We start from the raw sequence: 23879 nt of genomic DNA, 5'->3' as shown, positions 1-23879 counted from the left end.
GTGAAACTTTCGGAAGCGTGGTTTTAGCGTTTTCGATCAGCCGCAGAGAGAAAACCATCCGTAGGACGGCTACGGCAGAGTGGTTAAGGTCTCTCGGCCGCTTGTTATTCGCATCGATACCGGGACATCTGCGCACCGGCTCGCTGTACAGCCTCGGATGCTTTCTGGATCTGGGCGAAATTATTCGTGAGCATTGCCCGCTCGGAATGGCTGACCGCGGCCAGGTATGACTGGCGCAGTGACGGGCACACGATGCTTGATGCTAGTCGCTTCTGCCCCTCCTGGTCGAAGAACGAAGAGGGTTCAGAACGGTATTCCGCGTTTCGTTGGCCGATGGATTTCCTCACTGCTTCAGTCTTTGCGCCGTGCTGACACGGGGCGTCCTGCAACGTGACATGCCCCGCGGGGCTTCGACATTGATATATGGTCTGGCTTGAGGCATTCGTGGCCAAGGCAAACATCGCGAGCGTCAGATATTTCAGCATGACTGACCTCAAGCCACAGGTGTGCGCACGACCCGCAGCTTTCGTTCGTCCTCTGCCACGGAAGAACCAACTACCTTGGCCGGCAGAGGCGGGACAACGCTGATGTAGTCGCTGAGGATAGTGTTCAGATCCACGTCTTTGGACTTGTAGCGCATGATTGGAATGCCGGCCGATGCGAGAACGTCATTCTTTTGCTTGTCGCGCTTCTGAGCTGCTGCGCTACTGTGCGAGGCGCCGTCAAGTTCGATGACGTAGAGGGGTCGCATCGTTCGGCGCTCGCATACGAGATAGTCGACGTACTTCTGAGCGAAGAGATTCCTGGCGGCTTGTGACCTCCCTTTATGCTGCACAAACGCGGACATGGCGACCTGCGGAAAGACGTGCGTGTCTTTGAGCGCAGCGGTCAGCCGTTCGTAGAGATGTATCTCATCCTGCCGCAAGAACGGCGACCTGCGCCCAAAGCGGAAATCCCTGGATGAGCTTTTGCTGGCCGCTGCCGCCTTCAGCATGGCCAGAAGCACGACGGCAACGGCAAAAAGAACCAGCCCTGGCATCGCTTTCACATGACCCTCCTACGCATATTGTTTTGCGCGATGCTAAGCGGTCAGACAAGCTGGAAGCACCCCTCCATAGGAGGGCCCACTTGGGTTGGGATGCGCCAGCCGGCTTTTACCCCGTTCGACAGATCTTGCCAGCGCTTCAAAACGCGCACTGGAGAGGCGGCGTCTCACACGGAATACCATCGCCATCGCCATCGCCATCCATCTTCACCGCCGGACAGTTCTTCAGGTAAAAACGGGCTTCCGCGCAGGTAGCCTCTGGCTGCAGTGTTGCTTGCCCTCGCACGGCCGCCGGGCTCCATCCCGCGCCGCGCATTCAGCTGAACGATAACGACGCGATCAAGAGCCCGGTAGCAGCAGGTTACGGCGCAGCGCTGTTGCCGCATGAGGCCACTACGCCATTGCCCGACAGTCGCATCGTCATGCGGCCGCTGCGGCCGGCGTTGTGGCGACGGCTCGGTATTGCCTGTCGTGGGGGGTTGCGTCGAGCGCTCCACGCAACATGTGCCGGATGTGTTGTGGGATTTGCGCTTGCCGTAGGCGTTGCACCCGGAACAAACGTCGTGTTCCCACGTCTCCGCCCGCCGATAACGCCGCAGCATCACAGTCTTAAATTAACTTCATATTGCCTGCCCCGCCGCCGCTGACTAGTATTCTGAGACAAAAACCAAGGGGGGCTTCCATGCGGCCGATTCAGGTTTCCCTCGCAGGCAGGCGATGCTCCGGCGACTGGCTGCACGCACAGGCCCGCCACGGCCTGCCGATCCTCCCCGACGCGCCCACGGCGTCACGCCACCGCCGGCCTCATCGCTACCGACACCCCCAGCCCGCCGCCTGATCCACCCCGGCAGCGCCGCGGCGGATGGCAGGTGCAGATAGCGCGCCCGTACCGCAACGCCGCTGCCGATGATCTCCCTTTCGTGCGGGGGCAAGATGCGCGTAGTGCTGTATCACGACGATCGTGCCAGGCTCGAGCGCGATTTGCACGAGCATGGCCTGCCGGACCACCTGCCGCTGGACGAGAATGCGCGCGGCATGCTGGCGGTGCTGGTGGTGGCCGACGGCAATCGCGTCACCGAGGCGGCGCAGCGCTGGCTGCGCGCCGAGCCGCGCGCCGACGCGTTTATCGCCGGGTGCACCGCCGCGACCCGCTGCCATTGCATCCCCGAGGCGTGGTGGCCGGCGGCGCTGTGCGACCTGGTCTGCGCGCCGGATCATGACGCGTTGCTGACCGAACTGGCCGCGCGGCTGTGCCGCCTGGCCGAGATCGAGGCGGTGCTGGAGGCGCCGTGGCTGCGCGAGCGCGCCGTCGGCGACTCGCCGGCATGGCGCGGGACCTTGCGCGCGGTGGCGCAGGTGGGCCGCTATGGCCGCGGCACCTGCCTGCTGCTGGGCGAAAGCGGCTGCGGCAAGGAGTTGCTGGCGCGGCTGATCCACGATCTCGATCCGGAGCGCCATCGCGCGCCCTTCGTCGTGGTGGATTGCACCATGCTGAGCCCGGAGCTGTCGGGCAGCGAGCTGTTCGGCCATGCCAAAGGCGCCTTCACCCACGCCGTCTCGGCTCGCGACGGTGCGGTGGCGATGGCCGATGGCGGCACGTTGTTCCTGGATGAGGTGGGAGAGCTGCAGCTGCCGTTGCAGGCGCGCCTGCTGCGCGTGATCCAGGAACGCATGTACAAGCGCGTGGGCGAGGATACCTGGCGCAAGTCGGATTTCCGGCTGACTTGCGCGACCAACCGCGATCTCGAAGCCGAGGTGCAGGCCGGCCGGTTTCGCGGCGACCTGTACTTCCGCATTACCCAGTGGACCGTGCGCGCGCCCACGCTGGCCGAGCGCCGCGAGGATATCCCGCTGCTGGTGCGGCATTTCCTGGCCGAGAGCCTGGCCGGAACGGGACCGGGCATGCCGCACGTCATGCCCGAGGTCATGCACTACCTGGTGACGCGCGACTACCAGGGCAATGTGCGTGAACTGCGCAACGTGGTGTCGCGCCTGGCCGAGCGCCAGCGCGGCTTCCAGGTGATCAGCACTGGCGGGCTCGACGGCCCCATGCCGGGGATGCGGACCGAACTCGCGGCGGACATCGTCAACCCGTGGCCGGAAATGCTGCGGCATGCCATCGAAGGCGCACTCGATGCAGGGCTCGGCCTGAAGCATATTGGCCAGATCGCCGAGTCCATGGCGGTGCAGGTGGCCGAGAGCCGCCACGGCTGCACCAGCCGCGCCGCGGAACTGCTGCAGGTCACGCCCCGGGCGCTGCAACTGCGCCGGCAAGTGCGGCCAGCGCCGCCGGCGTGAAGCCGTGGCCTGGGCGCGAATGCCGTTCAGTTAACCACCGTCGTTCCCGCGCAGGCGGGAGCCCGGTGGCTTCAAAGGACGCTGGATTCCCGCCTGCGCGGGAATGACGGTGGTGTTTGATGCCTTGCCTGAACGGCATCAAGGCCTGTGCGCGCATTCCTTCTGACGGAGGTTCGCGCCGGCAGCGCTACGCGCGCCAGCAGGCGCAATGCATTGCCGCCCGCCATGCGCGCAAAGGCTTCCGGCGTGGGACGCAGCGCGCGCAGCTTGGCCAGTTCCAGGCCCGGGTGCAGCCACGGGCCATCGGAACCGAACAGCAGCTTGCCGGGGCCGGCGCGCCGGAACGCTTCTTCCAGCACGTCGAAGCGCCGCACGCCCGAGGTATCGGCAAACAGGTTGGGATAGCGCGCAATCAGGTCCACCACCTGGCGCTGCGCCGCCCAGTCGTCGGCAAAACTGCCCAGGTGCGCGAACACGAACGCCACCTCGGGATGCGTCTGGGCCAGCAGGCGCAGCGCGCCGGTCTCGCCGCCGGGGTCGTACAGCACCGGCAGCCGCCAGTGGCGCGCGGCATCGCAGACCTGCCGGTGGATCGGGGCATCGTGCCGATGGACCTTGATGCCGCGCAGGCCCAGCCGCAGTACGGCTTCCTCGATCATGCGGTGCGTGCGTGCCCGGTCGCGTTCGGCATGGATCATCGCAAAGCCGGTAAAGCGCGCGGGATCGGCGCGCGCCAGCGCCGCCACGTCGCGGTTGCCTTGCACGTAATCCGACTGGAACACGGGCAGCAGCACCGAATGCGCGATGCCGGCCTGCCGCGCGCGCCGGGCATAGTCGGCGAGCGGCGCGGTGGTGTCCCACGGTCCCGTCATGCCGTCGCCCTGCCCGGCATGAACATGGAAGTCGACGATCATCGCGACAGCTCGAAGCGCTGGCCGGGCCCGTACTGCAAGTCATTGCCGGCGCCGGCGAGGATGCCGGCCGGGACCAGGTTGCGGATCGACAGGCCGCTGCCGACGGTCACCGTGCCGCGCAGCTTGTCATTGGCCAGCGCGAAGCCCCGGTTGCCAAGCGTGCGCACGATGGCGTGCTCGACCGCCGCGCGCTCGCCGGCGCTGGCCACATTGGCCGTCCATACGGTCAGCGGGGGCGCACAAGGACACGAAGCACCGGCGCGCGCGCTGCCCTGGCGCGCGTGGTACCAGCCATGCACGCCCAGCCGCGCCGGCAGGCTGGCCGCCGTGCCGACATAGACCGGCGTCGCACCGCGCTGGAACAGGTAGACGCCACCGCCGCGGGTTGCGCGCGCGGCGGCGTCCAGGCTCGGCCAGCGGCGCCATTGCAGCGTCACGTTGGCGGATTTGGGCGCTGACTCGAACGCCAGTTCGGCAAGCGCAGGCCCGCCCTCGTACCGGCTCGCCGGCGCACGCCACCGGTCCAGGCTGAGCCCGACCAGCGACAGGCGTCCCGCGTGCTGGCGGGCCAGCAGGCAAGCGCGGCAGCACGCGCCGCCGTATGCGCCGCCGTATGCGCCACCACTGTCCAGCCGGCTCTCATACCGCGCCGTGCCGAGGCGCGAGGGCGTGCCGACGCGCCGTGCGCGGGCCACCAGCTGGCGCAGGTCGGTCAGCAGCGCCTGCGGCGGCGTGCCGGCCGGATACCGCCGCACCTCCGCCAGCAGACGCAGCAGCCGGCGCATGCGCCATGGCGCCAGTTCCAGTGTTTCACCTTCCGCAGTCTTGAACATGGAGGCTCTCCCGATAGGCCGGCGGCGCACGCCCGCGCGGCACGGCCGGCTGGCCCGCCAGCAAGGCAAGCGCCGCCAGCAGGCCGTCAATCTCTTGCGGCGCGTGGCTGGCGCGCACCACCACTGCCACGGCGCAGCGCCCTTCGGCCTGCCGCAGCAACGCCGTGCGGAATCCCGCCGCGCGCAGCCCCGCGTGCAGGGCACGGGTGCGCTCGGCCGACCCCAGCCGCAATTGCTGCATGGGGTGCAGCGGCACGCTGATCTGCAGGTCCGGCAAGCGGTGCTGCGCCAGCCAGCGCAAACCCCGCCGCAGGCGCCGCACCCGCGCCAGCAGCGCCGCCCGCAGCGCGTCGCCGTCGCGGCGGTTGCGCGCCAGCGCGTTCAGCCCGGCCAGCAGCGCGGCCTGCGAGGCGGCGCTGCAATGCGCCTGGGTCGGGCCGTCGCGGGCGATCTCGCTCACCAGCGCGGCGGGCCCGCACAGCGTGGCCAGCGGCGCGCCGAAGGCCTTGGCCCACGATGCCAGCAGCAGCACCGGCTCGGCGGGCGCCAGGCCCGCGTAGCGCAGCAGTCCGCCGCCGCCGCTGCCCCATGGCCGTCCCGGGCCGGGTTGCGCACCGGCCAGGCCCAGCAGCTGGGTGTGGTCCGCCACCACCAGGCCGCCACGCTCGCGCACCAGCGCGAGATAGCGGCGCAGCGCCACGGGCGCGCCTTCGCGGCGCGTGCCGTCGGTCACGAGCGCGGGCGGACGAGTGCCGGTGTGCTGGCGCAGCCGCCGCGCCAGATCGGCCAGATCGGCATGGCGGAACAGCGTGACCGGGACCCCGAGCCCGCGCACCCGCTCGAGCCCCCAGCGCATGACCGGATAGAGCGTGTCGTCGGCCACCAGCGCGTGCGTGCGCCCGATCCGGTCGAACAGGTCGAGCGACAGATGCAGCGTCGACGGCCCGGCCAGGCCGGCCTCGCAACCCTGCAGCGCCGCTGCCTGCGCCGCCAGCGTGCCCGCCAGCGGCGATACCGCCAGCGCGGCGGGCGTGCCGGTGGTGAGCGCCGCATAGCTGCCCAGTTGCGCGGCGGGATGCGACATGCCCAGGTAGAGCGCCGACGCGAAATCGATCATGGCCGCCTGCCCCTCCGCTTTGCTTGCAGCTGCCGCCGTGACACGGTGGACATCCGTCCGCCCCGGACATCCACCGCGGCCCTTCAGGCCACCCGCGCGCCACGGTGCTCCTGCAGCCGGCGCAGCAAGTGCATGCCGGGCACCTGCACGTCGACCGGCTCGGCGCCGATATCCACGCCGGTGACGGCCCGGTACGAATGGATATAGGTCTGGATCTCGGGGCGGAAGTACGCCGCCCAGTTCGCCGCGTTGGACGGATCGTTGACCGAATTCCAGTCGCTCCAGCGGATCGACGACACGATCTGTTCGCCGGTGGTGGCCAGCTGCCAGAACTGGTACGTGTTGGTATCGCCCCAGCCCTGCAGCTTGCGCATGCTTTCCACCGAGTGCATCCACGGCTCCGGATACGCGATCATCGAGCGCCGCGGCAGGAACTCGCGGAATTCGGGCCGCGCCAGGATCCACTGCTGCATCATCATCTCGATGCGCGAGGTGGTCGGCAGGTCGCCAAACTGGTTGTGCGCGCCCTCGGACAGGATCAGGTGCACCTCGCGCAGCGCGTTCAGCAGCGGGAAGCCATCCGGCACCACGGTGGTATCGTCGGCCTGCCGGAAGAACGGCACGCACAGGTTCAGCAGCGTATGGAACGCGCCCAGGAACTTGCTGCGGCTGTCGGCCGGCTGGATGCGCGGCACCGCGCGCCCGAACAGGCGGAAGCCATACTCGTGCAGGTACTCGGCCGCGCGCCGCTCGATCGGCAGCCGGTGCTGCTCATCCTGGACCCAGCCCCAGATGATGTTGCTCACCGGCCGCAGCGGGTCCAGCTCGAGCTGGTTGAGCGGATCGCCGGGCCCGCCGGACAGGTTCTGGAAGCGGCGCGAGATGGCGTTCATGGTCTGCACCAGCTGCAGCTCCTCCATCCAGTAGCTCCAGATCAGCTCGATCAGCGGCGGCGCGCCCAGCTTGGCCGAGATATCGTTGTTCCAGTGCTGCAGCCACAGGCAGCCGTCGCCGCACGGGCCGTCGTCGCGCGGCACCAGCTCGCGCGAGTCCGACAGCGCCTCGGCGGGATGGGTGGCGGGTGCCGTGGCGCCGGAACGCGCGATGGATTCGCGCATGCCGTCGACGGTGCGCCCCGCGTCGGTGCCCTGCAAACCCTGCACCACGCGCTCCAGGTAAGGCAGCGTCGGCGACGCGCCCTTGCCGAAATACTGGCCCGCGATCTCCTCCACCTGCGCCGGCTCCAGGTTCATGCCGAGCCGGTCATTGGCCAGGTGGATCGCGGCCGGGTCGGTCCTGAGCAGCCTGGCGATAGTGCCGCTGTCGCGCACCGACGGCACCACGGCGCCCCACGTCACCACGAAGGCCTCGGTGGCCACCTTCAGCGCGCGGTAGGCATCGGTGTCCGAGAACGGCAGGAAGCGGCGCCGGCTCAGCCGCGCGGCTTCGTCGTACAGCGCCGGGCCGGCGGCTGCGCCCGCGCGCGCCGGGACCGCGCTGTTGCCGAAGAACAGCAGGTCCACCTGGCGCGCGTAGTTCTCCCAGCTCAGCATGTCGGCGTTGCGCTTGATCAGCAGCCACAGCGCCCAGTCCCCGGTCAGGTCGCGCGAAGTGCGCTTGAGGCTGAATGCCGGCTCGCGGTAGTCCTTCACGCCCACCGGGCCGGAACGCGCCCCGATCGGGTCGAACTCCGCGGCGCTGTTGTCGCCGCCTTGCGGTTCGGCATCGTCGCCGGCGTCAGGGTGCGGCGGCGCCTTCAGCCGGCCCGGCACGATGACTTCGCGCCGGCTGCCCAGCCTGGCGGCGGCGTCGAACAGCAGATCGTCCGGAACGCCCAGCGCCGCCAGCTTGCGCATGGTGTGCGCGACCTCGGTGAGCGCCGCGGGCAGCCCCTCTTCCCTTTGGCCCCAGGCAGGCGAGGGCCCGACGCGGATCTCCAGCCTGGCCTCCTTGCCGGGCTTGAGGCGCAGCTGCTCCATCTCGCGCGGCTCGCCTTCGCTGGCGTACACCGCCAGCTTCAGGTACTTCTGGCCTTCGGCCAGCCTGGTGAAGTCATAGTGCCAGTCGCCGTCGGTATTGCCCGTCGGCACCAGCGCGTACTCCACGCGACCCGACTCCGTGCTCGTGTTCATCACGTTTCTCCTTCAGCAAATCACGCGTAGGCCGCGACCGGCATGCGCACCGGCTGCCGTCGCTGGTTCAGCGCCTCGCTCAGCTGCGCGCTGCCGGCGCTCCAGGGCAGATAGCCGGCCAGTGCCCAGCGTTGCAGCAAGGCCGAGATGGTGCGCAGCTCGACGTCGGGCGCGAGCAGGCCGCTGTAGCGGGCCTGCCCCAGCACCGCGAACGCCAGCGTCGGGGTATCGGCCAGGTACTGGTGCGGGCGCGACCGCACCAGGCGCCAGAGCCGCAACAGGTTGTCGGGATGGCGGCCGGGCAGCCGCAGCGCCTGCCCCAGCGTGCGCCCGCCCAGCCGCGGCGCGCGCAACGCGAGCAGCCTGGCGACGAACGCCGGGATCGACTGGTCGAGCTGCGCGAACGCGCGCCGTTGCGCGGCGCTCATCTGCCAGCGCGGATAGAGCCGCTCCCATACCTGCTCGAGCACATCCCACTGCGGATGCGGATACAACGCCCGCCCCATCGCCACCGACAGCTTCACGCGGATCCACGGCGCCGGATGCGGGTCGTCGAGGTTGATGCGCAGCACGAAGGCGCGCGGCAGGCTCACCACGCTCATCAGCCCGCAGGTGGCGGTAATGCCCACCCGCGACACCGCCCACAGGTCGGCGACGATCTCGCTGATCCAGCGCTCCCAGGCGCGCCAGACCTGCGGCGGCACCGATGCAGCAGGCGGCGCGCCGGCATCGCCCGACACCAGCCGCAGCCCGCGGCGGCCGTCGCCCGCGGCGGCACGGCGGTACGCATTGGCCAGGTCCAGCAGCGCGGCCGCCTGGTGTCCCACCTCATGGAACAGCGACGCCGCCAGGCCGGTGCCGACCATGCGCTCGCGCGGCATGCGGATCACGGCCACCGGATTGGCGCCGCCGCCGGGCAAGCGCGTGCGCGCCCGCCGGATCGCGCCGCCATGGCCGCGTTCGACATAGCAGATCACCTCCGGCAAGGCGATGGCCACGCCGGGCTGCCGCAGCCCGTCGCGCGCGGCCACGTCCAGCCCCGCCAGCCAGACGCCGGTGCCATGCTGGCTGCGCTGCGTCAGCACTTCGGCAAAGATCTCGAAATGCGTGAGCGCGGCGTGGAAATACAGCTTGAGCATGGCATAGCGCCGCTGCGCGCGGGCCACCGCGGCCGGCTCGGGCCGCGCCGCGCGCAGTGCGCAGAGGAAGCGCGCAATGCGCCGCCGCAGCTGGTGCCGCGCCGCCTGCATATGGCGCTCGATGGCACTCATGGCCTCGTCGCTGATATTGGCGGCGGGGACCATCGGCATCTGCAGCGCGTAGGGCAGCTGCGCATCCAGGCGGGCGCGGATGCCGAGCACCTCCTGTTCCAGCAACCGCAGGGCGTGGGCGCAAGCGTTCATGACGGCGGCCTCGGAGTCGTATCGCGAAGGTGGGCAGCGTGCGCGCGGCTCAGAACATCGGCCGCGGCGGCGCCAGGTACAGGATCAGCGCGCGCCCGTTGCGCGAACGCCGCCACTGCCCGCCCATCGGCAACGCGGCCGCGCCGCCTGGCGCGGCCACCCCGTTGCCGCACGACGGGCACGACACCGCGCCGCCGTTGGCATAGCCCGCATAGCCGCCATTGGGCGCGCGCACCGCGGCGGCCAGGCTGGCCACCGGCTGCGCTGCGGCGGCGCCGCCGGCGGCCGGCCCGAAGATCGGCGGCGTGCCCAGTTGCCGCGCCGCCGCCACACCGTTCTGCGAAATCGTGCGCATGGCGGGGAGCAGGCCCGGCGCAACCTGGCGCGCTGCCTGCAGGAACGCCGCGCGCGCGGCGCGCGACGGCGGGACGTTGCGCGGCATGGTCAGCAGATTGCGGGTCGCCTGCTGGCCGATGCGCACCACGCGGCGCGCCACCTCGAACTCGCGGTCCTCGTTGCTCAGCCCCTCCAGCTCGAGCCCGAGCGCGCTGCCGGCCATGCTGGCCAGCTTGCCGCCGATCGCGCCGCCCGCCCCGGGCACCACCAGGTTGCCGAGCGCGCTGCCGACCACCGGCAGCGCCGCCTTGGCCGCCGAACGCAGGATGCCGCCCAGCGCCTTGCCCGCCGACGACTTCGCAAAGCTGCTGGCGGCGCGTCCCACCGAACGCACCAGGCCGCCCAGGAACTGCTCCATTTCCTGTTCGCTGTTGACGGCCAGCAGCTCGGCCGCCAGTTCCATCTCCTGCATCTCGCCGGAGACCTCTTGCTCGAACTCGTTCTCGAATTCCCCCTCGCCCTCGAATTCGCCTTCGAACTCCGTTGCCATGCCGCCGAGTTCCTGGCCCAGCTCGCCAGCCTCCATCAGCTCCGAGGCCAGCTCCTGTTCGAGCTCGTTGTAGCCGGTACCCCATCCGCCCGGCCTGGAAGTCCCGATATCGTGCATTTGCAGCTCCTTTCAGGTTAGGTTGGCGAGCCGCAGCGGAACTCGCGTGCCCATCTTGTGCACGCGCCGTGCCAGCCTACGCACAACGTCTAAGTCCCTGAAAAGGCGAGATATTGGGAAACGCCCCGGGGCCGGCGGCGAATCGCGCTTCGCGCGGGGCCGGCCGGGGGTGCGCGATCAGGCGAAGCGCGCTTCGCTGCCCGCCCGTCATTTGCGCAAGAGATGCGGCGGGAGCTCGTGCCCCCGCCGCCGTTCCGCCTACTTGACGCAGGCAAGGTTCACCGCAAGGCCGCCCCAGTCGGTGGCCTGGTTGTTGTCGACCTGTACCTGCAGCTTGTCGCCATGGGTGATCGTCCCGACCGGCACGGCCTCGCTGCAGTGCTGCTGGCCGTTGGTGATCTTGCAGCTCAGGGCGTTGACCGGTGCCAGCATCACGGACGCCCCGGAGCCGGTCACCTTGTGCACCGAGATGTCGAGCGTGCCCTGCACCTTGCCCAGCGTGCTTGCCGTCAGCGTGACGCGCGTGCAGTCGTAGGGAATCACGACACCGAAGTCCGACGGCAACGGTACCGCGCCGCCGGCGCCGGTCATGGCATAGCGGCCGCGGCTGAGCGAATCCGGCACGTTGAAGTTGCCGTTGTAGACGGTGCCGCTGGCCATGGTCACGCCCGTCGTCGGCCACTTGCCGTCCTGCTTGGGCCCGTACATGGTCCACGTGGTGGTGTCGAAATAGAAGTCGCCGTTCACGCCGATGTCGTCGGTCGGTGCGCCGCTGCCGTACAGCACGTGGCCGCCGTTGCCAACCGTGGTGCCGCCGGTGCCACCGGTACCGCCGCCCGGCTGGCTGACCAGCGAGACGCCTGCCGGCCATACGCCGTCGGCCTTCGGCCCGTACAGCGTCCAGGTGCTGGTGTCGAGGTAGTAGTCGCCGTTGCTGCCGAGGCCGTTATCCGGCGCGCCGGTTCCCGACAGCACCGTGCCGCCGCTGGGCGGCGGCGTGCCGGTGGCGCTGCCGAGCGGCACGCCCGCCGGCCACGTGCCGTTGGCCTTGGGGCCGAACAGCGTCGAGGTCGAGGTGTTGATGTAGTAATCGCCGTTGTTGCCGACGCTGTCGGTCGGATCGACCGAGCCGGACAGGATGGTGTTCCCCGCCGCACCGGTATTGCCGCCCGGACCCGCCAGCGAAACCCCGGCGGGCCACGCGCCATTGGCCTTGGGACCGAACATCATCCACGTCACGGTGTTCAGGTAGTAGTCGCCGTCCTCGCCGATCTCCGGCCTTGGATCGGTGGTGCCGGACAGCATGGCACTGCTGGTCGCCGCAGCCGGCGCGGGTGATGACGGAGCGGTGGGTGTGCCTGTCGACGTGCCTGTCGACGTGCCTGTCGACGTGCCCGGCGAAGTGCCCGGCGAAGTGCCCGGGCCGGCGCTGGCGCTGGTAGAGGCCGGTTCGCCCCCTCCGCCGCCGCCGCAGCCGGCGAGCGTGATGACAAGGCAGGCGAATGGCACGGCGGCCATTCTGATGTGGGCGTTTTTCATGGGCTCCCCTTCCTCGGACTCTGCGGTCGTAAAGGCCGTAACGGTCGACGGCAGCGAAGGCGCCATCGATGAACCCAATCTAGTTGGCGGAAATGGAATGGAAAATCGGCTCGAAGGATGACCCAGGTATGTGTCCGGAATGAAACGCTGCGGGCGATGCGCCGCGTCGCGCGGAACCAGTCGCCGCCACGGACCCGATCACCGGGAAAAAATGCCGGCCATCGTCGATGGCCGGCACCAAGGGAAACCGACTACGCGGACACCAGAGCGCAGAATTGCTCCAGATCGATGTTGCCGCCACTGATGACAATGCCGACGCGCTTGCCCTTGAGGGCGTCCTTCATGTTCAGGGCCGCGGCCAGTCCCAGGCAGCCTGTAGGCTCCACGATCATCTTCATGCGCGTCGCAAAGAACTTCATGGCTTCGACCAGTTCCGCGTCCGTCGCCGTCACGATATCGTCGACATCGCGCTTGATGATGGCGAAGGTGTAGTGGCCGAGATGCGGGGTCTGCGCGCCGTCGGCGATGGTCCTGGGCGTGTCGATATGGACGATTTCACCGCTGCGAAACGACTGCTGGCCATCGTTGCCGGCCTCCGGTTCCACCCCGTAGAGCTGGCACGCCGGCGCCAGCGCGCGCGTCGACAGGGCCGTGCCTGACAGCAGGCCGCCGCCGCCCAGCGGTGCGAACAGCGCATCGAGCGGGCCCACTTCCTCGAACAGTTCCTTGGCCACCGTGCCCTGCCCGGCCAGGACATCGGGATGGTCGTAGGGCGGTATCAGCGTCAGGCCTTGCGCTTGCGCCAGCTTGCGGCCGATCGCCTCGCGGTCCTCGGTGTAGCGATCGTAGTGCACGACGGTGGCACCGTAGCCCTTCGTTGCCGCCACCTTGGCGGCGGGTGCGTCGTGCGGCATCACGATGGTGGCGGGCATGCCAAGCAGCTTTGCCGACAGCGCAATTCCCTGCGCATGATTGCCGGACGAAAACGCCACCACACCCGCGCGGCGCTGCTCGGGCGAAAATTTCGACAGCGCATTGAAGGCGCCACGGAACTTGAAGGCGCCCATGCGCTGAAAATTCTCGCACTTGAAGAAAACCTCCGCGCCGATGATCTCGTTCAAGGTGCGCGAGGTGTTGACCGGCGTGCGGTTTGCAAAGCCGGAAAGACGCGCGGCCGCAGCCTCCACGTCGGCAAAAGTGGGCAGGGTAAGGTTCGTCATGGGAAATCCGATCGTCGATAAGAGTTACCAGGGCCAGGCGGCAAGCGTACCCCTGCCGCCGGCCACTGCGATTCGTAGGGAAATCGTGCGACGAAGGGATCGTGGTGCCACGCCAGGTCCGCGTTGACAGGTGGCATCATGCACTCGATTTGGACTGAGCAGCAAGCGATACTGTGGCTGGAGCATCGCCGAACCGCTATCTCGGCGGGCATCGCTTGTCGGCCAGCACGAAGACGGCCGCTATTGCCGCGCAAGCATAAGGTTCAGGTTCTGCACCGCCGCCCCGGACGCGCCCTTGCCAAGATTATCGAAAACGGCGGATAGCAGGACGTGCCCGTGTTCCGTGCTCGGAAATACGCTCAAGTGCATGTCATTCGTACCGTTCAGCGCTTGCGGATCCAGGTGTTTCAGGGCGCCCGATTCGTGCAGCGGCAAGACGCGTACGTGAGTTGCCTCGGCATAGTGGCGCGTGAGGCAGGCGTGCAACGTGGCGCCATCCACGCCGGGTGCCAGCAACTGCAACGACAGCGGCACCGTCAGCACGATGCCCTGGCGGAACGCTCCGTATGCAGGGACAAAAATGGGAGGCTGCGCGAGCCCGGCGTGCTGCCGGATCTCCGGCACATGCTTGTGCGCGAGTTCCAGGCCATAGACCTGGTATGACGGCGCTTTGTCAGCTGCCGCCCCCTCATATTCCTCCACGCCGGCGCGTCCGCGTCCGGAGTAGCCGGATACCGCATGAATGCTGATCGGGTAATGGTCCGGTATGAGCCCGGCGTGCACCAATGGACGCAGCAGGCCGATCGCACCGGTCGGATAGCAACCGGGGTTGGTGACCCGGCGTGCGTTGGCAATGCGCTCAGCCTGGCCCGGCGCCATCTCCGGGAATCCGTAGGTCCAGTCCGGCTGTGTACGGTGGGCGGAGCTGGCGTCGATCACCCGGACGGCAGGATTGACGATGGCGCCCACGGCCTCGCGCGCGGCGGCGTCCGGCAAGCAGAGGATGGCGATGTCGCAGGCGTTGATGGCTTGCGCGCGACGCCGCAAGTCTTTGCGCTCCGCTGCGGCGAGCGTCATCAGCCTGATGTCGGTCCGGTTACGCAGCCGTTCGTGGATCAGCAAACCGGTGGTGCCCTGGTCGCCGTCGATGAAAACGATGGGAGAGCTCATACGTGAATGACTCCGCTGACTGTGGGGTTGAACAGATAAGACGAGCCCCTATGTTGCGCGGACGTCTAGAATAGACAAAGTTGAATTTCATAACGAAAACATTCAGCTTTTCTGAATCTGGACTTCGTCATGCGAGAGATCAGCCTGGACCGCCTGCGCACCCTGGTCGCCGTTACCGACCGTGGTTCATTTGCCGATGCGGCGCGTGCCTTGCACCTGGCGCCGCCGACGGTCAGCCTTCATATCGCCGAGCTTGAAGACCGCATCGGCGCTCCACTGCTGTCACGCAAGCGCGGACATGTGGGACCGACGTCAATCGGCGAAGTACTGGTGGAGCGCGCGCGCCGGCTGCTGGCCGACGCGGAGCAGGCATTGGACGATATTCAACGCCAGGTAGACGGGCTCGAAGGGCGTGCGCGCCTTGGCGCGTCCACGGGCGTGATCGCGCACCTGCTGCCGCAAGCGCTCGAGGCCCTGCGCCAGCAACATCCCGCCATCGACATCCAGATTGCCGTGCATACTTCGGAAGAAACCCTGTCCCGGCTGGTGGATGGAACGCTGGATGTCGGCGTGGTCGCGCTGCCTCAGCCCCCGGTCGCCGGACTGGTGATCAAGCCCTGGCGCCGCGACCCTGTGATGGCCTTTGTGCCGGCGCATTGGCGGAGTCCGGCCCGCGTTACCCCGGAATGGCTCGCCGGCCAGCCGCTCATCCTCAATGACGCGACCACACGTCTGTCACGTCTGACTGCGGAGTGGTTCGCGGCCGCAGGGCACCATCCGGTGCCGCGCATTCAGCTCAACTACAACGACGCGATCAAGAGCCTGGTAGCGGCAGGTTACGGCGCAGCGCTGTTGCCCCATGAGGCCACTACGCCATCGCCCGATAGTCGCATTGTCATGCGGCCGCTGCGGCCGGCGTTGTGGCGACGGCTCGGTATTGCGCATCGTGCGGGGTACGTCGAGCGTTCCACGCAGCATGTGCTGGATGTGTTGTGGGATTTGCGGTTGGCGTAGGGGTTGGGCCTTTAACAAGCATCTCTTCACCCGGGACGACCGAGTCCACTCGGCGTGTTGTTGCCTCGGCACCCGCGATTCCAACGGGTCGTACAATCTATCCGGGCCGCAAGCATGCGGAAGGATGGGACAGTCACTCAATGTCATGACCCTAAAGCAACTCGAAGCGTTCTATTGGGCGGCAAAGCTGGGCAGCTTCGCCATTGCGGCGGATCGTCTTCACGTTACGCAGTCATCGCTATCGAAGCGGATTGCTGAACTCGAGGCATCCATCGGGGGAACGCTTTTCGACCGTTCAAGCCAGCGAGCGGTCCTGACCGACCTGGGCCAGCGCATGGTGCCGTTGGCAAATCAGATGCTCTCGCTGAGTGACAGCGTCAAAGGGCTGGTCGCAGCGACCGAAGGTCTGCATGGGGTCTGCAAGTTTGGCATCAGCGAACTTGGCGCATTGACCTGGTTGCCAACGTTCGTGGCCACGCTACGAGAATCGCACCCGAACCTGGTGCTTCGCCCTTACGTCGATCTTGCGCGGCAACTGGAACGCCGCGTAGCGCGAGGAGAGCTGGATTTCGCGGTGGCCCCGGGACCATCACACGATAGCGAGTTGCAGGCCGAGGTCATGAGCGAGGTCCGGTTTGCCTGGATGGCATCGCCTTCCCGGGTGGGCAGCAACCGTGTCCTGCGTCCCGAGGACTTCGAGCGGCACCCCGTGATTACGATGACGGAGGATTCTGGCCTGACGCGCGCGTTTGACAAGTGGGCGGCCGCACAAGGATTGCAGGTCCAGCGCATCCTCGCCTGCAACAGCCTGATGGCAATCACCGGGCTGACAGCGGCCGGGGTAGGCATCAGCTTCCTGCCGGCCGACTACATGCACATGTGGGTGCAGCGAGGATCATTGCGCGAACTGTCGAGCGAACCGCCTCTGCCGACGCTCGACTACTGCTTCTTGTGGCGACGCGACGACAATCGCAACCTGGTTCTCAGGCTTCGGGAATACGTACGCGAGGCTGTGAACTATTCGATCGGTCCTATGACCCGGAACTAGCTCCAAGAGGCTCATAGTTCGCTTCGGTAGCGGAATGTCGCCTGGTGATTACCCGAGTCTTTCCATTTTCGAATAACAACCCATTCGATTAAATCGCTTTTCAGCATAGAAGTGTTGCCCCATGATGTGTCCACAGCAATGACACAGAACATTCGGAGACGACACGTGAAATGCTTGACCGTCATTCGCAAGCTCGCAGGCGCTTGCCTCATCGCAGCCATCACCCCCGCCGCACAGGCGGCCTGGCCCGACGACCAGCCTATCGAGGTCGTTGTCGGCTTCGCCCCTGGCGGCGGCACCGACCTGATGGCTCGCTCTCTTGCACCGTTTATCCAGAAGCGTCTTGGTGGCAAGGCTCGCGTAGTGGTCATCAACAAGCCGGGCGCTTCCGGCGAAATCGCAAACGCATACGTCGCACGCGCCAAAGCGGATGGCTACACGCTCGGCATCATCAATGTTCCGGGCTTTGTGTTCCTGCCGCTGTCAAAGAAGACGCAATACCACGTCGAGGATTTCACTCTGCTGGCGCGAATTGTGAATGACCCAACGGTCCTTGTCGCGAAGCGCGACGCCAAATACGCAACGCTCGGCCAAACGGTCGACGCCCTGAAGAAGGATCCCGGGTCGCTCTCCTTCGGCTACAACGGCGTCGGGACGAACGGGCATCTGGCATTGATCCAGCTGCAGGCTATCGCGAAGGTCGAGGCCAACGACGTGCCGTTCAAAGGCACCGCGGAATCCAAGACGGCACTCATGGGCGGTCACGTCGACTATGCCTTTGTCAGCGCTGCAGAAATGCCCGAACTTCGGAGCGCCACCGCAAGCCTGAAAGCCGTAGCGCAGTTCGGCGAGCAACGCTCGAAGGCACTGCCGAACGTTCCGACCGCAGCGGAGGCCGGTTACAAGATGACCATGACGTCCGAGCGCGGTTTCGCTGCGCCGAGGGGGATGTCCGCTGAAATCGCCGCGCGTCTGCAAAAGGCAATCGCCGAAAGCGTCGCCGACCCCGAGTTCATCAAGATCGCAAGCAACGACGCGCCGGTTCTGTCCTATCTGTCCGGAGCCGACTGGGAAGCGTCGCTTGCCAAGCAACGTCCGGCCCTCCAAGCCATCGCAGACCGCATGCCCAAGTAACAACGGCCCCGCCATCCCTCGATTTACCTTACCCCATACGGTTTCATCATGACTAGCTTCGATTACCAGGCTGCGGCTGAATTCCCACGTGTCACGCCCGCTCAGATTGAACGCGCCAGGAGGTTCCAGGCTGCCATCCTGTGCGATGTGGCCGGTCGTCGTGGCACGCTCGATTCCCGCGTGCAGGCGCTGAACCCCAACATGCAGGTCGTTGGCCCCGCCTTCCCGGTGGAAGTGCGTCCCGGGGACAACCTGATGTTCCACGTGGCGCTGGCAGTGGCAAAGCCCGGCGACGTTATCGTGGTGGACGGCAAGGCCGATAGCACCTGCGCACTGTTCGGTGAACTGATGGTGGCGCAAGCTGAAGCGGCAAGGCTGGCAGGCTTCGTGGTCGACGCTGCATCGCGTGACACCGACACACTGGCCGCCGGCACCTTCCCGATCTTCTCGGCTGGCCGCAATCCGTGCGGTCCGACCAAGGCGCTGGCCGGTACGCTCGGCAGGCAAATCTCCGCCGGTGGCGTGGCTGTGAGCCCGGGCGACTTGGTGGTCGGCGACGTTGATGGCATCGTGGTGATTCCGCGAGAGCAAGTCGATGCCGTGCTGGACGCTGCAGAGGCAAAGCTTGCGGCCGAACGCACCCGCCTGGAAGAAATCGCACGCGGCGAACTTGTATCACCTTGGCTGAACGGCGCCCTGCGCAGCGCCTGCCTGCGCTGTAAGGAGTGGCAGCCATGCAAGTACACAAGACGAATGGTCGCAACACGATTCTGGTAACGGCCGCCGGGCTGCACCCTGATGCCGTATCGATGCTATCTGACTTCGACGTCGTTTATGCGGACGTCCGTTCCAGCGAGTCAGAACTGGCTGCTATGGCGCAAGAGTTGAAGCCCGTAGCAATCCTGGTCCGCTACGGCAACGTCTCCGGAAAGGTAATCGAGGCCGCAACCCCGCAGTTGAAGGTCATCGCCAAGCACGGGGTTGGCATCGACAACATCGATGCCGCGGCAGCGAAAACGCTGGGGATTCCGGTCATAGCCGCACTGGGTTCGAACAGCCAGGCAGTAGCTGAGCAGGCGGTATGCCTGATGATGGCTTGTGCACGTCGCATTGTTCCACTCGATGCCCGACTTCGCGAAGGCCATTGGGACAAGGACACCTACCAGGGCCTGGAGCTGGCCGGCAGCGTGCTCGGCCTCATCGGTGGAGGCTCGATTGGCATGAAGGTCGCCGCCATTGCCCACGCTATTGGCATGCGCGTTGTACTGCACGATCCCTACGCAGACCCACCAAAGCTCCCGGGATATGTGGAACTTATGGCTTTGGAGCCTTTGCTGAGGTCGGCGCAAGTGGTGTCGCTGCACTGCCCCCTGACGCCGCAGACACGCAATCTGCTCAACAGGGAACGACTGGCAATGCTAAAGCCGGGAGCGATCGTCGTGAACACCGCCCGTGCCGGTCTCTTTGAAGAGAAGGACCTGGTTGAAGCGCTGAACGAAGGGCGCGTCTTTGCTGGCCTGGATTGCTTCGATGTCGAACCACTACCACCGGGCTCCCCACTGGCGTCGGCACCGAACAGCATTCTCACCCCGCACATCGGTGGCACCACCACGGCGGCGTACCGGGAGATGGGCGTAGCGGCGGCGCAGAACATCCTCAGGGTCCTTGGCGAGGCCGCTTCGTAGCGCGCTGGCGGACTGGCAGCAGCGCCCGCCTTTCGGCCGGGGCGCTGCGCATCTTCCATATGCCAGGCGTCATGACAAGCGTTGGCCCGTCAAACAAAGCCACGGGCCTTTCGCACATCAAGCAATCTCTCCCATCAGCCCACGACAGGCCGGTGCGCCCGTGCGATCGTCGGGTCTCGTTCCGCCAGCGCTGGTGCTGTCTCACGCATGGTCAATGCGCACAGGGTGGAGATCACCCCGAGCAGCGAGAACAGCACCGCCGGACCCATCCATCCCACCATCCCGTACAAGCCGGTCGCAACGAACGGCAGCGTGCCGGCCACCAGTGATGCACCGTTGTATCCCAGCGAGATGCCGGACGATCGCACATTGGGCGGGAACTGTTCGGCAAACCAGCTTGGCTCGACTGCAAAGATCGGGTCATGGCTCAGCAACAAGGACAGCGAGATGGCGGTCACCACCATGATGGCCGCGCCGGTGTTGATCAGCATGAACATCGGGATGCCGAAGGCGATCGTAAACAGCGCGCCGATGAAGAAGACCGGGCGACGCCCGATGCGATCGCTCCAGGCGCCGTAGATCAGGTGGCTGACCAGACCAAGCGCGGAACCGATCATCGTGCCCCAGAGAACGTTTTCCCTGGTCGAGACCTGCGCCAGGACTACATATGACAGCATGAAGCTCGTCGTGATGTAATAGCCGCCGGTCTCGGCCAACCGCACGCCGATAATGCGCAGGACCTTGCGCCAGTCGTTGCGCAGCACTTCCATGGCCGGCTGTTTGACGATCGTGTTCCCTGCCTTCATCGCCTCGAAGTCCGGCGATTCCTTCACGCTCAGGCGAATGAAGATGCCGATGACCACCATCACGATCGAGACCAGGAAGGGCATGCGCCATACCCAATCGCCTTCGAACAGCGCGGCGGACAACAGGAACGCGCCATTGGCCATCAGCAGGCCCATCGGAATGCCGATCTGCGGCACGGCGCCGAAGAAGCCGCGGCGACGCGGCGGCGCATGCTCGCATGCCATCAGGACGGCGCCGCCCCACTCGGCACCAAAGCCAATGCCCTGGATCATCCGCAGCAGGATCAGGAGGATGGGCGCGATGACGCCGGCCTGTTCATAGGTAGGCAACGCGCCAATCAATACGGTGGCGCCGCCCATTGCCAGCAGTGACCAGAACAACACGGCTTTGCGGCCGATGCGGTCACCGTAATGGCCGGCCAGGTAGCCGCCAAGCGGCCGCATGAAGAAGCCGACCGCCAGCGTGGCGAAGGCAGCGAGGATGCCGACGATGGGCTCGGTGGTATGGAAAAAGACCTTGCCGAACCAGCCGGCGGCGGCCGTGCCATAGATGAAGAAATCGTAGCTTTCCACCGCGGAGCCGATCATTGACGCGATGGATACTTTGACGGCACCGTCCCGCTCTGGCGCGCCTGTGGATGTCACTGTGGTCATGGGTTGTCTCCAATCTCTTTATAGCTGGCGGCGGAGCATCTTTGCCCATGCCGCCATATGTTTGGGCGCCGGGACGCGCTATTGCCAGGTTTCGATGACCCGGCTGTCGTCATGAGCGCCCAGACCCGCGTCTGCTGCCTGGCAATAGCGTGCATGAGCGATGTCGAGAAGCGGGACCTGTGCGTCGCAGCCACGCGCCGCATCCGCGACCAGGCCACTGTCCTTGACGAAGATGTTGATCGCGCTGGTTACCTCCACGTCGGTACCCTGCAGCATGCGCGGACCCCGGTCGGACAGCATCCATGACCCGGCTGCGCCCTTTTCGATCAGCGGCAGCACTTGCGCCGGATCGAGGCCAAGCGAGCGCGCCAGGCTGAGCGCCTCCGCGGCCGCCACGATATGCACCGAGCACAGGTGCTGATTGACGACCTTGATGGCCTGGCCGTCGCCCAGCATCGCGCCCGTATGGCGCACAGCGCCCATCGCTTCCAGCACCGGCCGCACGGCTTCGATGTCGGCGGCATTGCCAGCGGCGAAGATGACCAGCTCGCCAGTGCGTGCCCGCGCCACCCCGCCGGTGACTGGCGCATCCACGACGCGTGCGCCCGCGCTGCGCAGCCGCTCGCCTTGTTCACGGACGCTGCACGGTCCGACGGTCGACATGATGATCCAGTGCTGGCCGGCCAGCCCGGCGGGCGCGGTTTCGACAGCCTCTTCGACCAGTCTTGCCAGTTGCTCCGGCGTGGCGACCATGACGACCACGGTCTCGCTTGCAGGAAGATCCGACACGCGATTGACCGCGGTCATGCCCTGCGCTGCGGCCTTCTCGCACGCAGCTTCCATGACATCCATGCCGGCGACAGTGTGGCCGGCGCGATGAATCTGCAGGGCCATGGGCAGCCCGATCGCGCCCAGTCCGATGACATTGACTTTCATGCATGCATCCTTTACTTCAGCCATTGCTCGATGTTCTGCACCATCGCCGCGGTCGAGATGCCGTAGCGGTCATGCAGCGTGGGCAGGGCGCCGGCGTCGAGAAACTGGTCCGGCAGCGCCACGACACGGAATTCTGGTTGCAGGCGTGCCTGCATCAGCGTCATGGCAACGGCTTCGGAGAGCCCGCCCACGCGGCTGTGGTTCTCCGCCACTACCACCAGTCGTCCGGCGCGGCGGCATTGTTCGATGATGGTCGCTTCGTCAAGCGGCTTGATCGTCGGTACGTGCAGCACAGCCACGTCGGCGGCGCCGCCAGACATGGCGTCAGCGACCTCCAGTGCGCGCATGGTCATCAGGCCGGTGGCAATGATCAGCACGTCCTTGCCGTCACGCAGCAGCTTGGCCTTGCCGAGTTCGAACTTGTAGTCGTATTCGTCCAGGACCAGGGGTACCTTGCCGCGCAGCAGGCGCATGTAGACCGGGCCCTTGTGCCCGGCAATGGCAGACACCGCCTGCTCGGTATCCAGCGCGTCGCAAGGATCCACGATGGTCAGGCCGGGGATGCCCCGCATCAGGGCAATGTCTTCGGTGGCCTGGTGGCTGGGGCCGTAGCCAGTGGTGAGGCCGGGCAGCGCGGCGCAGATCTTGACGTTGAGGTTCTCTTCCGCAATGACCTGATGAATGAAGTCGTAGGCGCGCCGCGTGGCGAACACCGCGTACGTGGTCGCGAACGGCATGAACCCTTCTTTCGCCATGCCGCCTGCGGCCGCCATCAGCAGTTGCTCGGCCATCCCCATCTGCAAATGGCGCTCGGGGAAGGCCTGGTTGAAGATATGCAGGTCGGTGTACTTCGACAGGTCGGCCGTCATGCCGACGATCTCGGGCCGCTTTTCGGCTTCGGCCACCAGGGCATGGCCGAACGGCGCGGTGCGCGTGCGCTGCCCTTCGGCGGCAATCGAGGCGATCATGGCCGACGTCGTCAGGCGCGGCTTGGAGGTAGTCGTGGCGGCGCTCATTGGCGGGCTCCCGTGGCGTAGTTGGCATCCAGGTCGGCGATGGCCTGTTGCCACTCGTCTGCTTCTACGCGAATGAAATGGTTCTTCTCGCGCGCTTCCAGGAACGGCACGCCCTTGCCCATCAGCGTGTCGAAGAGAATCACGCGGGGCACCGGTTCCTTCACGGCACGGGCCCGGTCAAAGGCCTCGATCACGGCCGGCAGGTCATTGCCGTCGACGCGCTGGACATGCCAGCCGAAGGCACGCCACTTGTCGTGGGCCGGCTCGAAGCCCAGCACTTCGTGCGAGACGCCGTCTGCCTGCTGGCGGTTGATATCGACCAGCGCAATCAGATTGCCAAGCCTGTGGTGCGCGGCGGACAGCGCAGCTTCCCACGTAGCGCCCTCATTCAGTTCGCCGTCGGACATCGAGTTGTAGACAAAGGCCGGGCTGCCCTTCATGCGCAGGCCGAGCGCCATGCCGACGCCGATGGCCAGTCCCTGGCCGAGGGAGCCACCGGAGATTTCCATACCCGGCGTGTACGTCGCCATCCCGGACATTGGCAGGCGGCTGTCGTCCGAGCCGTAGGTTTCGAGCTCCGCCTCGTCGATAATGCCGGCCTCGATCAGGGCGGCGTAGAGCGCGATGGCGTAGTGGCCATGCGACAGCAGGAAGCGATCCCGCCCTTCCCACTCCGGTTGCGCGGGCCGCAGTTGCATGGCATGGCAATACGCCGTTGCCAGGACATCGGCATAGCCCAGGGCCTGGCCTATATAGCCCTGGCCCTGGACCTCGCCCATGCGCAGGGCAAAGCGCCGAATGCGCCATGCATGGTGCGCGACGGTTGCGTGCGACGGGGTTGTCGCCTGAGGTGACTGAAGTGCTGTCATTGTCTCCGTTCCTTGGTTTGGCATCACTCTCGCAGGCGGCGCT

General features: G+C 66.7%; 22 protein-coding genes and 1 pseudogene. 8 read left to right on the top strand and 15 right to left on the bottom strand.

Annotation, left to right across the window (positions count from 1 at the left end):
- Nucleotides 1-104: 104 nt before the first annotated feature.
- Nucleotides 105-485, bottom strand: coding sequence for a DUF4124 domain-containing protein (locus CBM2594_RS17260; RefSeq protein WP_116358048.1), 381 nt, complete (start codon nucleotides 483-485; stop codon nucleotides 105-107).
- A gap of 8 nt (nucleotides 486-493) precedes the next feature.
- Entirely contained in the window at nucleotides 494-1039 is a 546-nt protein-coding gene (locus CBM2594_RS17255) for a DUF2726 domain-containing protein (RefSeq protein WP_116358047.1), read from the bottom strand.
- Between the two features lie 299 nt (nucleotides 1040-1338).
- Here CBM2594_RS17255 and CBM2594_RS17245 point away from each other — a divergent pair.
- Together CBM2594_RS17245 and CBM2594_RS17240 are read left to right on the top strand one after the other, a co-directional pair.
- Nucleotides 1339-1585: pseudogene (locus CBM2594_RS17245) on the top strand (LysR family transcriptional regulator substrate-binding protein); the annotation flags it as partial.
- A 366-nt stretch (nucleotides 1586-1951) separates the two neighbouring features.
- Nucleotides 1952-3343, top strand: coding sequence for a sigma 54-interacting transcriptional regulator (locus tag CBM2594_RS17240; RefSeq protein ID WP_232346659.1), 1392 nt, complete (start codon nucleotides 1952-1954; stop codon nucleotides 3341-3343).
- A gap of 71 nt (nucleotides 3344-3414) precedes the next feature.
- Here CBM2594_RS17240 and CBM2594_RS17235 read toward each other — a convergent pair whose 3' ends face one another.
- The 7 genes from CBM2594_RS17235 to CBM2594_RS17205 form a co-directional block, all read right to left on the bottom strand.
- Entirely contained in the window at nucleotides 3415-4257 is an 843-nt protein-coding gene (locus CBM2594_RS17235) for an amidohydrolase family protein (protein WP_232346658.1), read from the bottom strand.
- Nucleotides 4254-5090 carry a hypothetical protein gene (locus tag CBM2594_RS17230; protein WP_116358046.1) on the bottom strand — a complete coding sequence of 279 codons (837 nt, stop codon included), beginning with the start codon at nucleotides 5088-5090 and terminating at the stop codon, nucleotides 4254-4256. The genes CBM2594_RS17235 and CBM2594_RS17230 overlap by 4 nt, the downstream gene beginning before the upstream one ends.
- Entirely contained in the window at nucleotides 5068-6207 is a 1140-nt protein-coding gene (locus CBM2594_RS17225) for an aminotransferase class I/II-fold pyridoxal phosphate-dependent enzyme (RefSeq protein ID WP_116358045.1), read from the bottom strand. The genes CBM2594_RS17230 and CBM2594_RS17225 overlap by 23 nt, the downstream gene beginning before the upstream one ends.
- An 83-nt stretch (nucleotides 6208-6290) precedes the next feature.
- A complete protein-coding gene (locus CBM2594_RS17220) occupies nucleotides 6291-8339 on the bottom strand; it encodes an 8-amino-7-oxononanoate synthase (protein WP_116358044.1) in 2049 nt (682 codons plus the stop codon).
- A gap of 20 nt (nucleotides 8340-8359) precedes the next feature.
- Nucleotides 8360-9742 (bottom strand): hypothetical protein, encoded by a 1383-nt coding sequence (locus CBM2594_RS17215; protein ID WP_116358043.1) that lies wholly within the window; start codon nucleotides 9740-9742, stop codon nucleotides 8360-8362.
- Between the two features lie 49 nt (nucleotides 9743-9791).
- Nucleotides 9792-10745, bottom strand: coding sequence for a hypothetical protein (locus CBM2594_RS17210; protein WP_116358042.1), 954 nt, complete (start codon nucleotides 10743-10745; stop codon nucleotides 9792-9794).
- 258 nt (nucleotides 10746-11003) lie between these two features.
- The gene (locus CBM2594_RS17205) at nucleotides 11004-12050 is read right to left on the bottom strand and encodes a hypothetical protein (protein ID WP_232346657.1); all 1047 of its coding nucleotides are present in this window, start codon (nucleotides 12048-12050) and stop codon (nucleotides 11004-11006) included.
- On the opposite strand from CBM2594_RS17205, the gene CBM2594_RS26855 reads away from it, so the two are divergent.
- The gene (locus tag CBM2594_RS26855; RefSeq protein WP_232346656.1) at nucleotides 12049-12405 is read left to right on the top strand and encodes a hypothetical protein; all 357 of its coding nucleotides are present in this window, start codon (nucleotides 12049-12051) and stop codon (nucleotides 12403-12405) included. The two genes, CBM2594_RS17205 and CBM2594_RS26855, sit on opposite strands and share 2 nt — an antisense overlap.
- Before the next feature lie 130 nt (nucleotides 12406-12535).
- Here CBM2594_RS26855 and CBM2594_RS17200 read toward each other — a convergent pair whose 3' ends face one another.
- Nucleotides 12536-13504, bottom strand: coding sequence for a threo-3-hydroxy-L-aspartate ammonia-lyase (locus tag CBM2594_RS17200; protein WP_116358040.1), 969 nt, complete (start codon nucleotides 13502-13504; stop codon nucleotides 12536-12538).
- 240 nt (nucleotides 13505-13744) lie between these two features.
- A complete protein-coding gene (gene argC, locus CBM2594_RS17195) occupies nucleotides 13745-14674 on the bottom strand; it encodes an N-acetyl-gamma-glutamyl-phosphate reductase (protein ID WP_116358039.1) in 930 nt (309 codons plus the stop codon).
- A 129-nt stretch (nucleotides 14675-14803) separates the two neighbouring features.
- Between argC and CBM2594_RS17190 the strand changes: the two genes are divergently transcribed.
- From CBM2594_RS17190 to CBM2594_RS17170, 5 genes are all read left to right on the top strand, one after another.
- Nucleotides 14804-15688, top strand: a complete 885-nt coding sequence (locus CBM2594_RS17190) for a LysR family transcriptional regulator (RefSeq protein WP_116358038.1) — start codon at nucleotides 14804-14806, stop codon at nucleotides 15686-15688.
- A gap of 145 nt (nucleotides 15689-15833) precedes the next feature.
- Entirely contained in the window at nucleotides 15834-16736 is a 903-nt protein-coding gene (locus CBM2594_RS17185; RefSeq protein WP_116359662.1) for a LysR substrate-binding domain-containing protein, read from the top strand.
- A 165-nt stretch (nucleotides 16737-16901) separates the two neighbouring features.
- The gene (locus tag CBM2594_RS17180; protein WP_232346655.1) at nucleotides 16902-17870 is read left to right on the top strand and encodes a tripartite tricarboxylate transporter substrate binding protein; all 969 of its coding nucleotides are present in this window, start codon (nucleotides 16902-16904) and stop codon (nucleotides 17868-17870) included.
- 48 nt (nucleotides 17871-17918) lie between these two features.
- Nucleotides 17919-18647 carry an RraA family protein gene (locus CBM2594_RS17175; RefSeq protein ID WP_116358036.1) on the top strand — a complete coding sequence of 243 codons (729 nt, stop codon included), beginning with the start codon at nucleotides 17919-17921 and terminating at the stop codon, nucleotides 18645-18647.
- The gene (locus CBM2594_RS17170; protein ID WP_116358035.1) at nucleotides 18605-19555 is read left to right on the top strand and encodes an NAD(P)-dependent oxidoreductase; all 951 of its coding nucleotides are present in this window, start codon (nucleotides 18605-18607) and stop codon (nucleotides 19553-19555) included. Before CBM2594_RS17175 ends, CBM2594_RS17170 begins: the two co-directional genes overlap by 43 nt.
- Nucleotides 19556-19689: 134 nt before the next feature.
- Here CBM2594_RS17170 and CBM2594_RS17165 read toward each other — a convergent pair whose 3' ends face one another.
- The 4 genes from CBM2594_RS17165 to CBM2594_RS17150 all read right to left on the bottom strand — a co-directional run bounded on the left by CBM2594_RS17165 (nucleotide 19690) and on the right by CBM2594_RS17150 (nucleotide 23836).
- Nucleotides 19690-21015: an MFS transporter gene (locus CBM2594_RS17165; RefSeq protein ID WP_116358034.1), complete on the bottom strand. Its 1326-nt coding sequence runs from the start codon at nucleotides 21013-21015 to the stop codon at nucleotides 19690-19692.
- A 78-nt stretch (nucleotides 21016-21093) separates the two neighbouring features.
- Complete coding sequence (locus CBM2594_RS17160) at nucleotides 21094-21951, bottom strand: NAD(P)-dependent oxidoreductase (protein WP_116358033.1); 858 nt, start codon at nucleotides 21949-21951, stop codon at nucleotides 21094-21096.
- An 11-nt stretch (nucleotides 21952-21962) separates the two neighbouring features.
- A complete protein-coding gene (locus CBM2594_RS17155) occupies nucleotides 21963-22967 on the bottom strand; it encodes a transketolase family protein (protein ID WP_116358032.1) in 1005 nt (334 codons plus the stop codon).
- The gene (locus CBM2594_RS17150) at nucleotides 22964-23836 is read right to left on the bottom strand and encodes a transketolase (protein ID WP_116358031.1); all 873 of its coding nucleotides are present in this window, start codon (nucleotides 23834-23836) and stop codon (nucleotides 22964-22966) included. The genes CBM2594_RS17155 and CBM2594_RS17150 overlap by 4 nt, the downstream gene beginning before the upstream one ends.
- Between the last annotated feature and the right edge of the window lie 43 nt (nucleotides 23837-23879).

Origin of the sequence: Cupriavidus taiwanensis (genome assembly GCF_900249755.1) — a bacterium.
In the GTDB taxonomy this organism is placed as follows: domain Bacteria; phylum Pseudomonadota; class Gammaproteobacteria; order Burkholderiales; family Burkholderiaceae; genus Cupriavidus; species Cupriavidus taiwanensis_D.
Note: the sequence above shows the minus strand (reverse complement) of the source record. Positions and strands in the feature narration are given on the sequence as shown.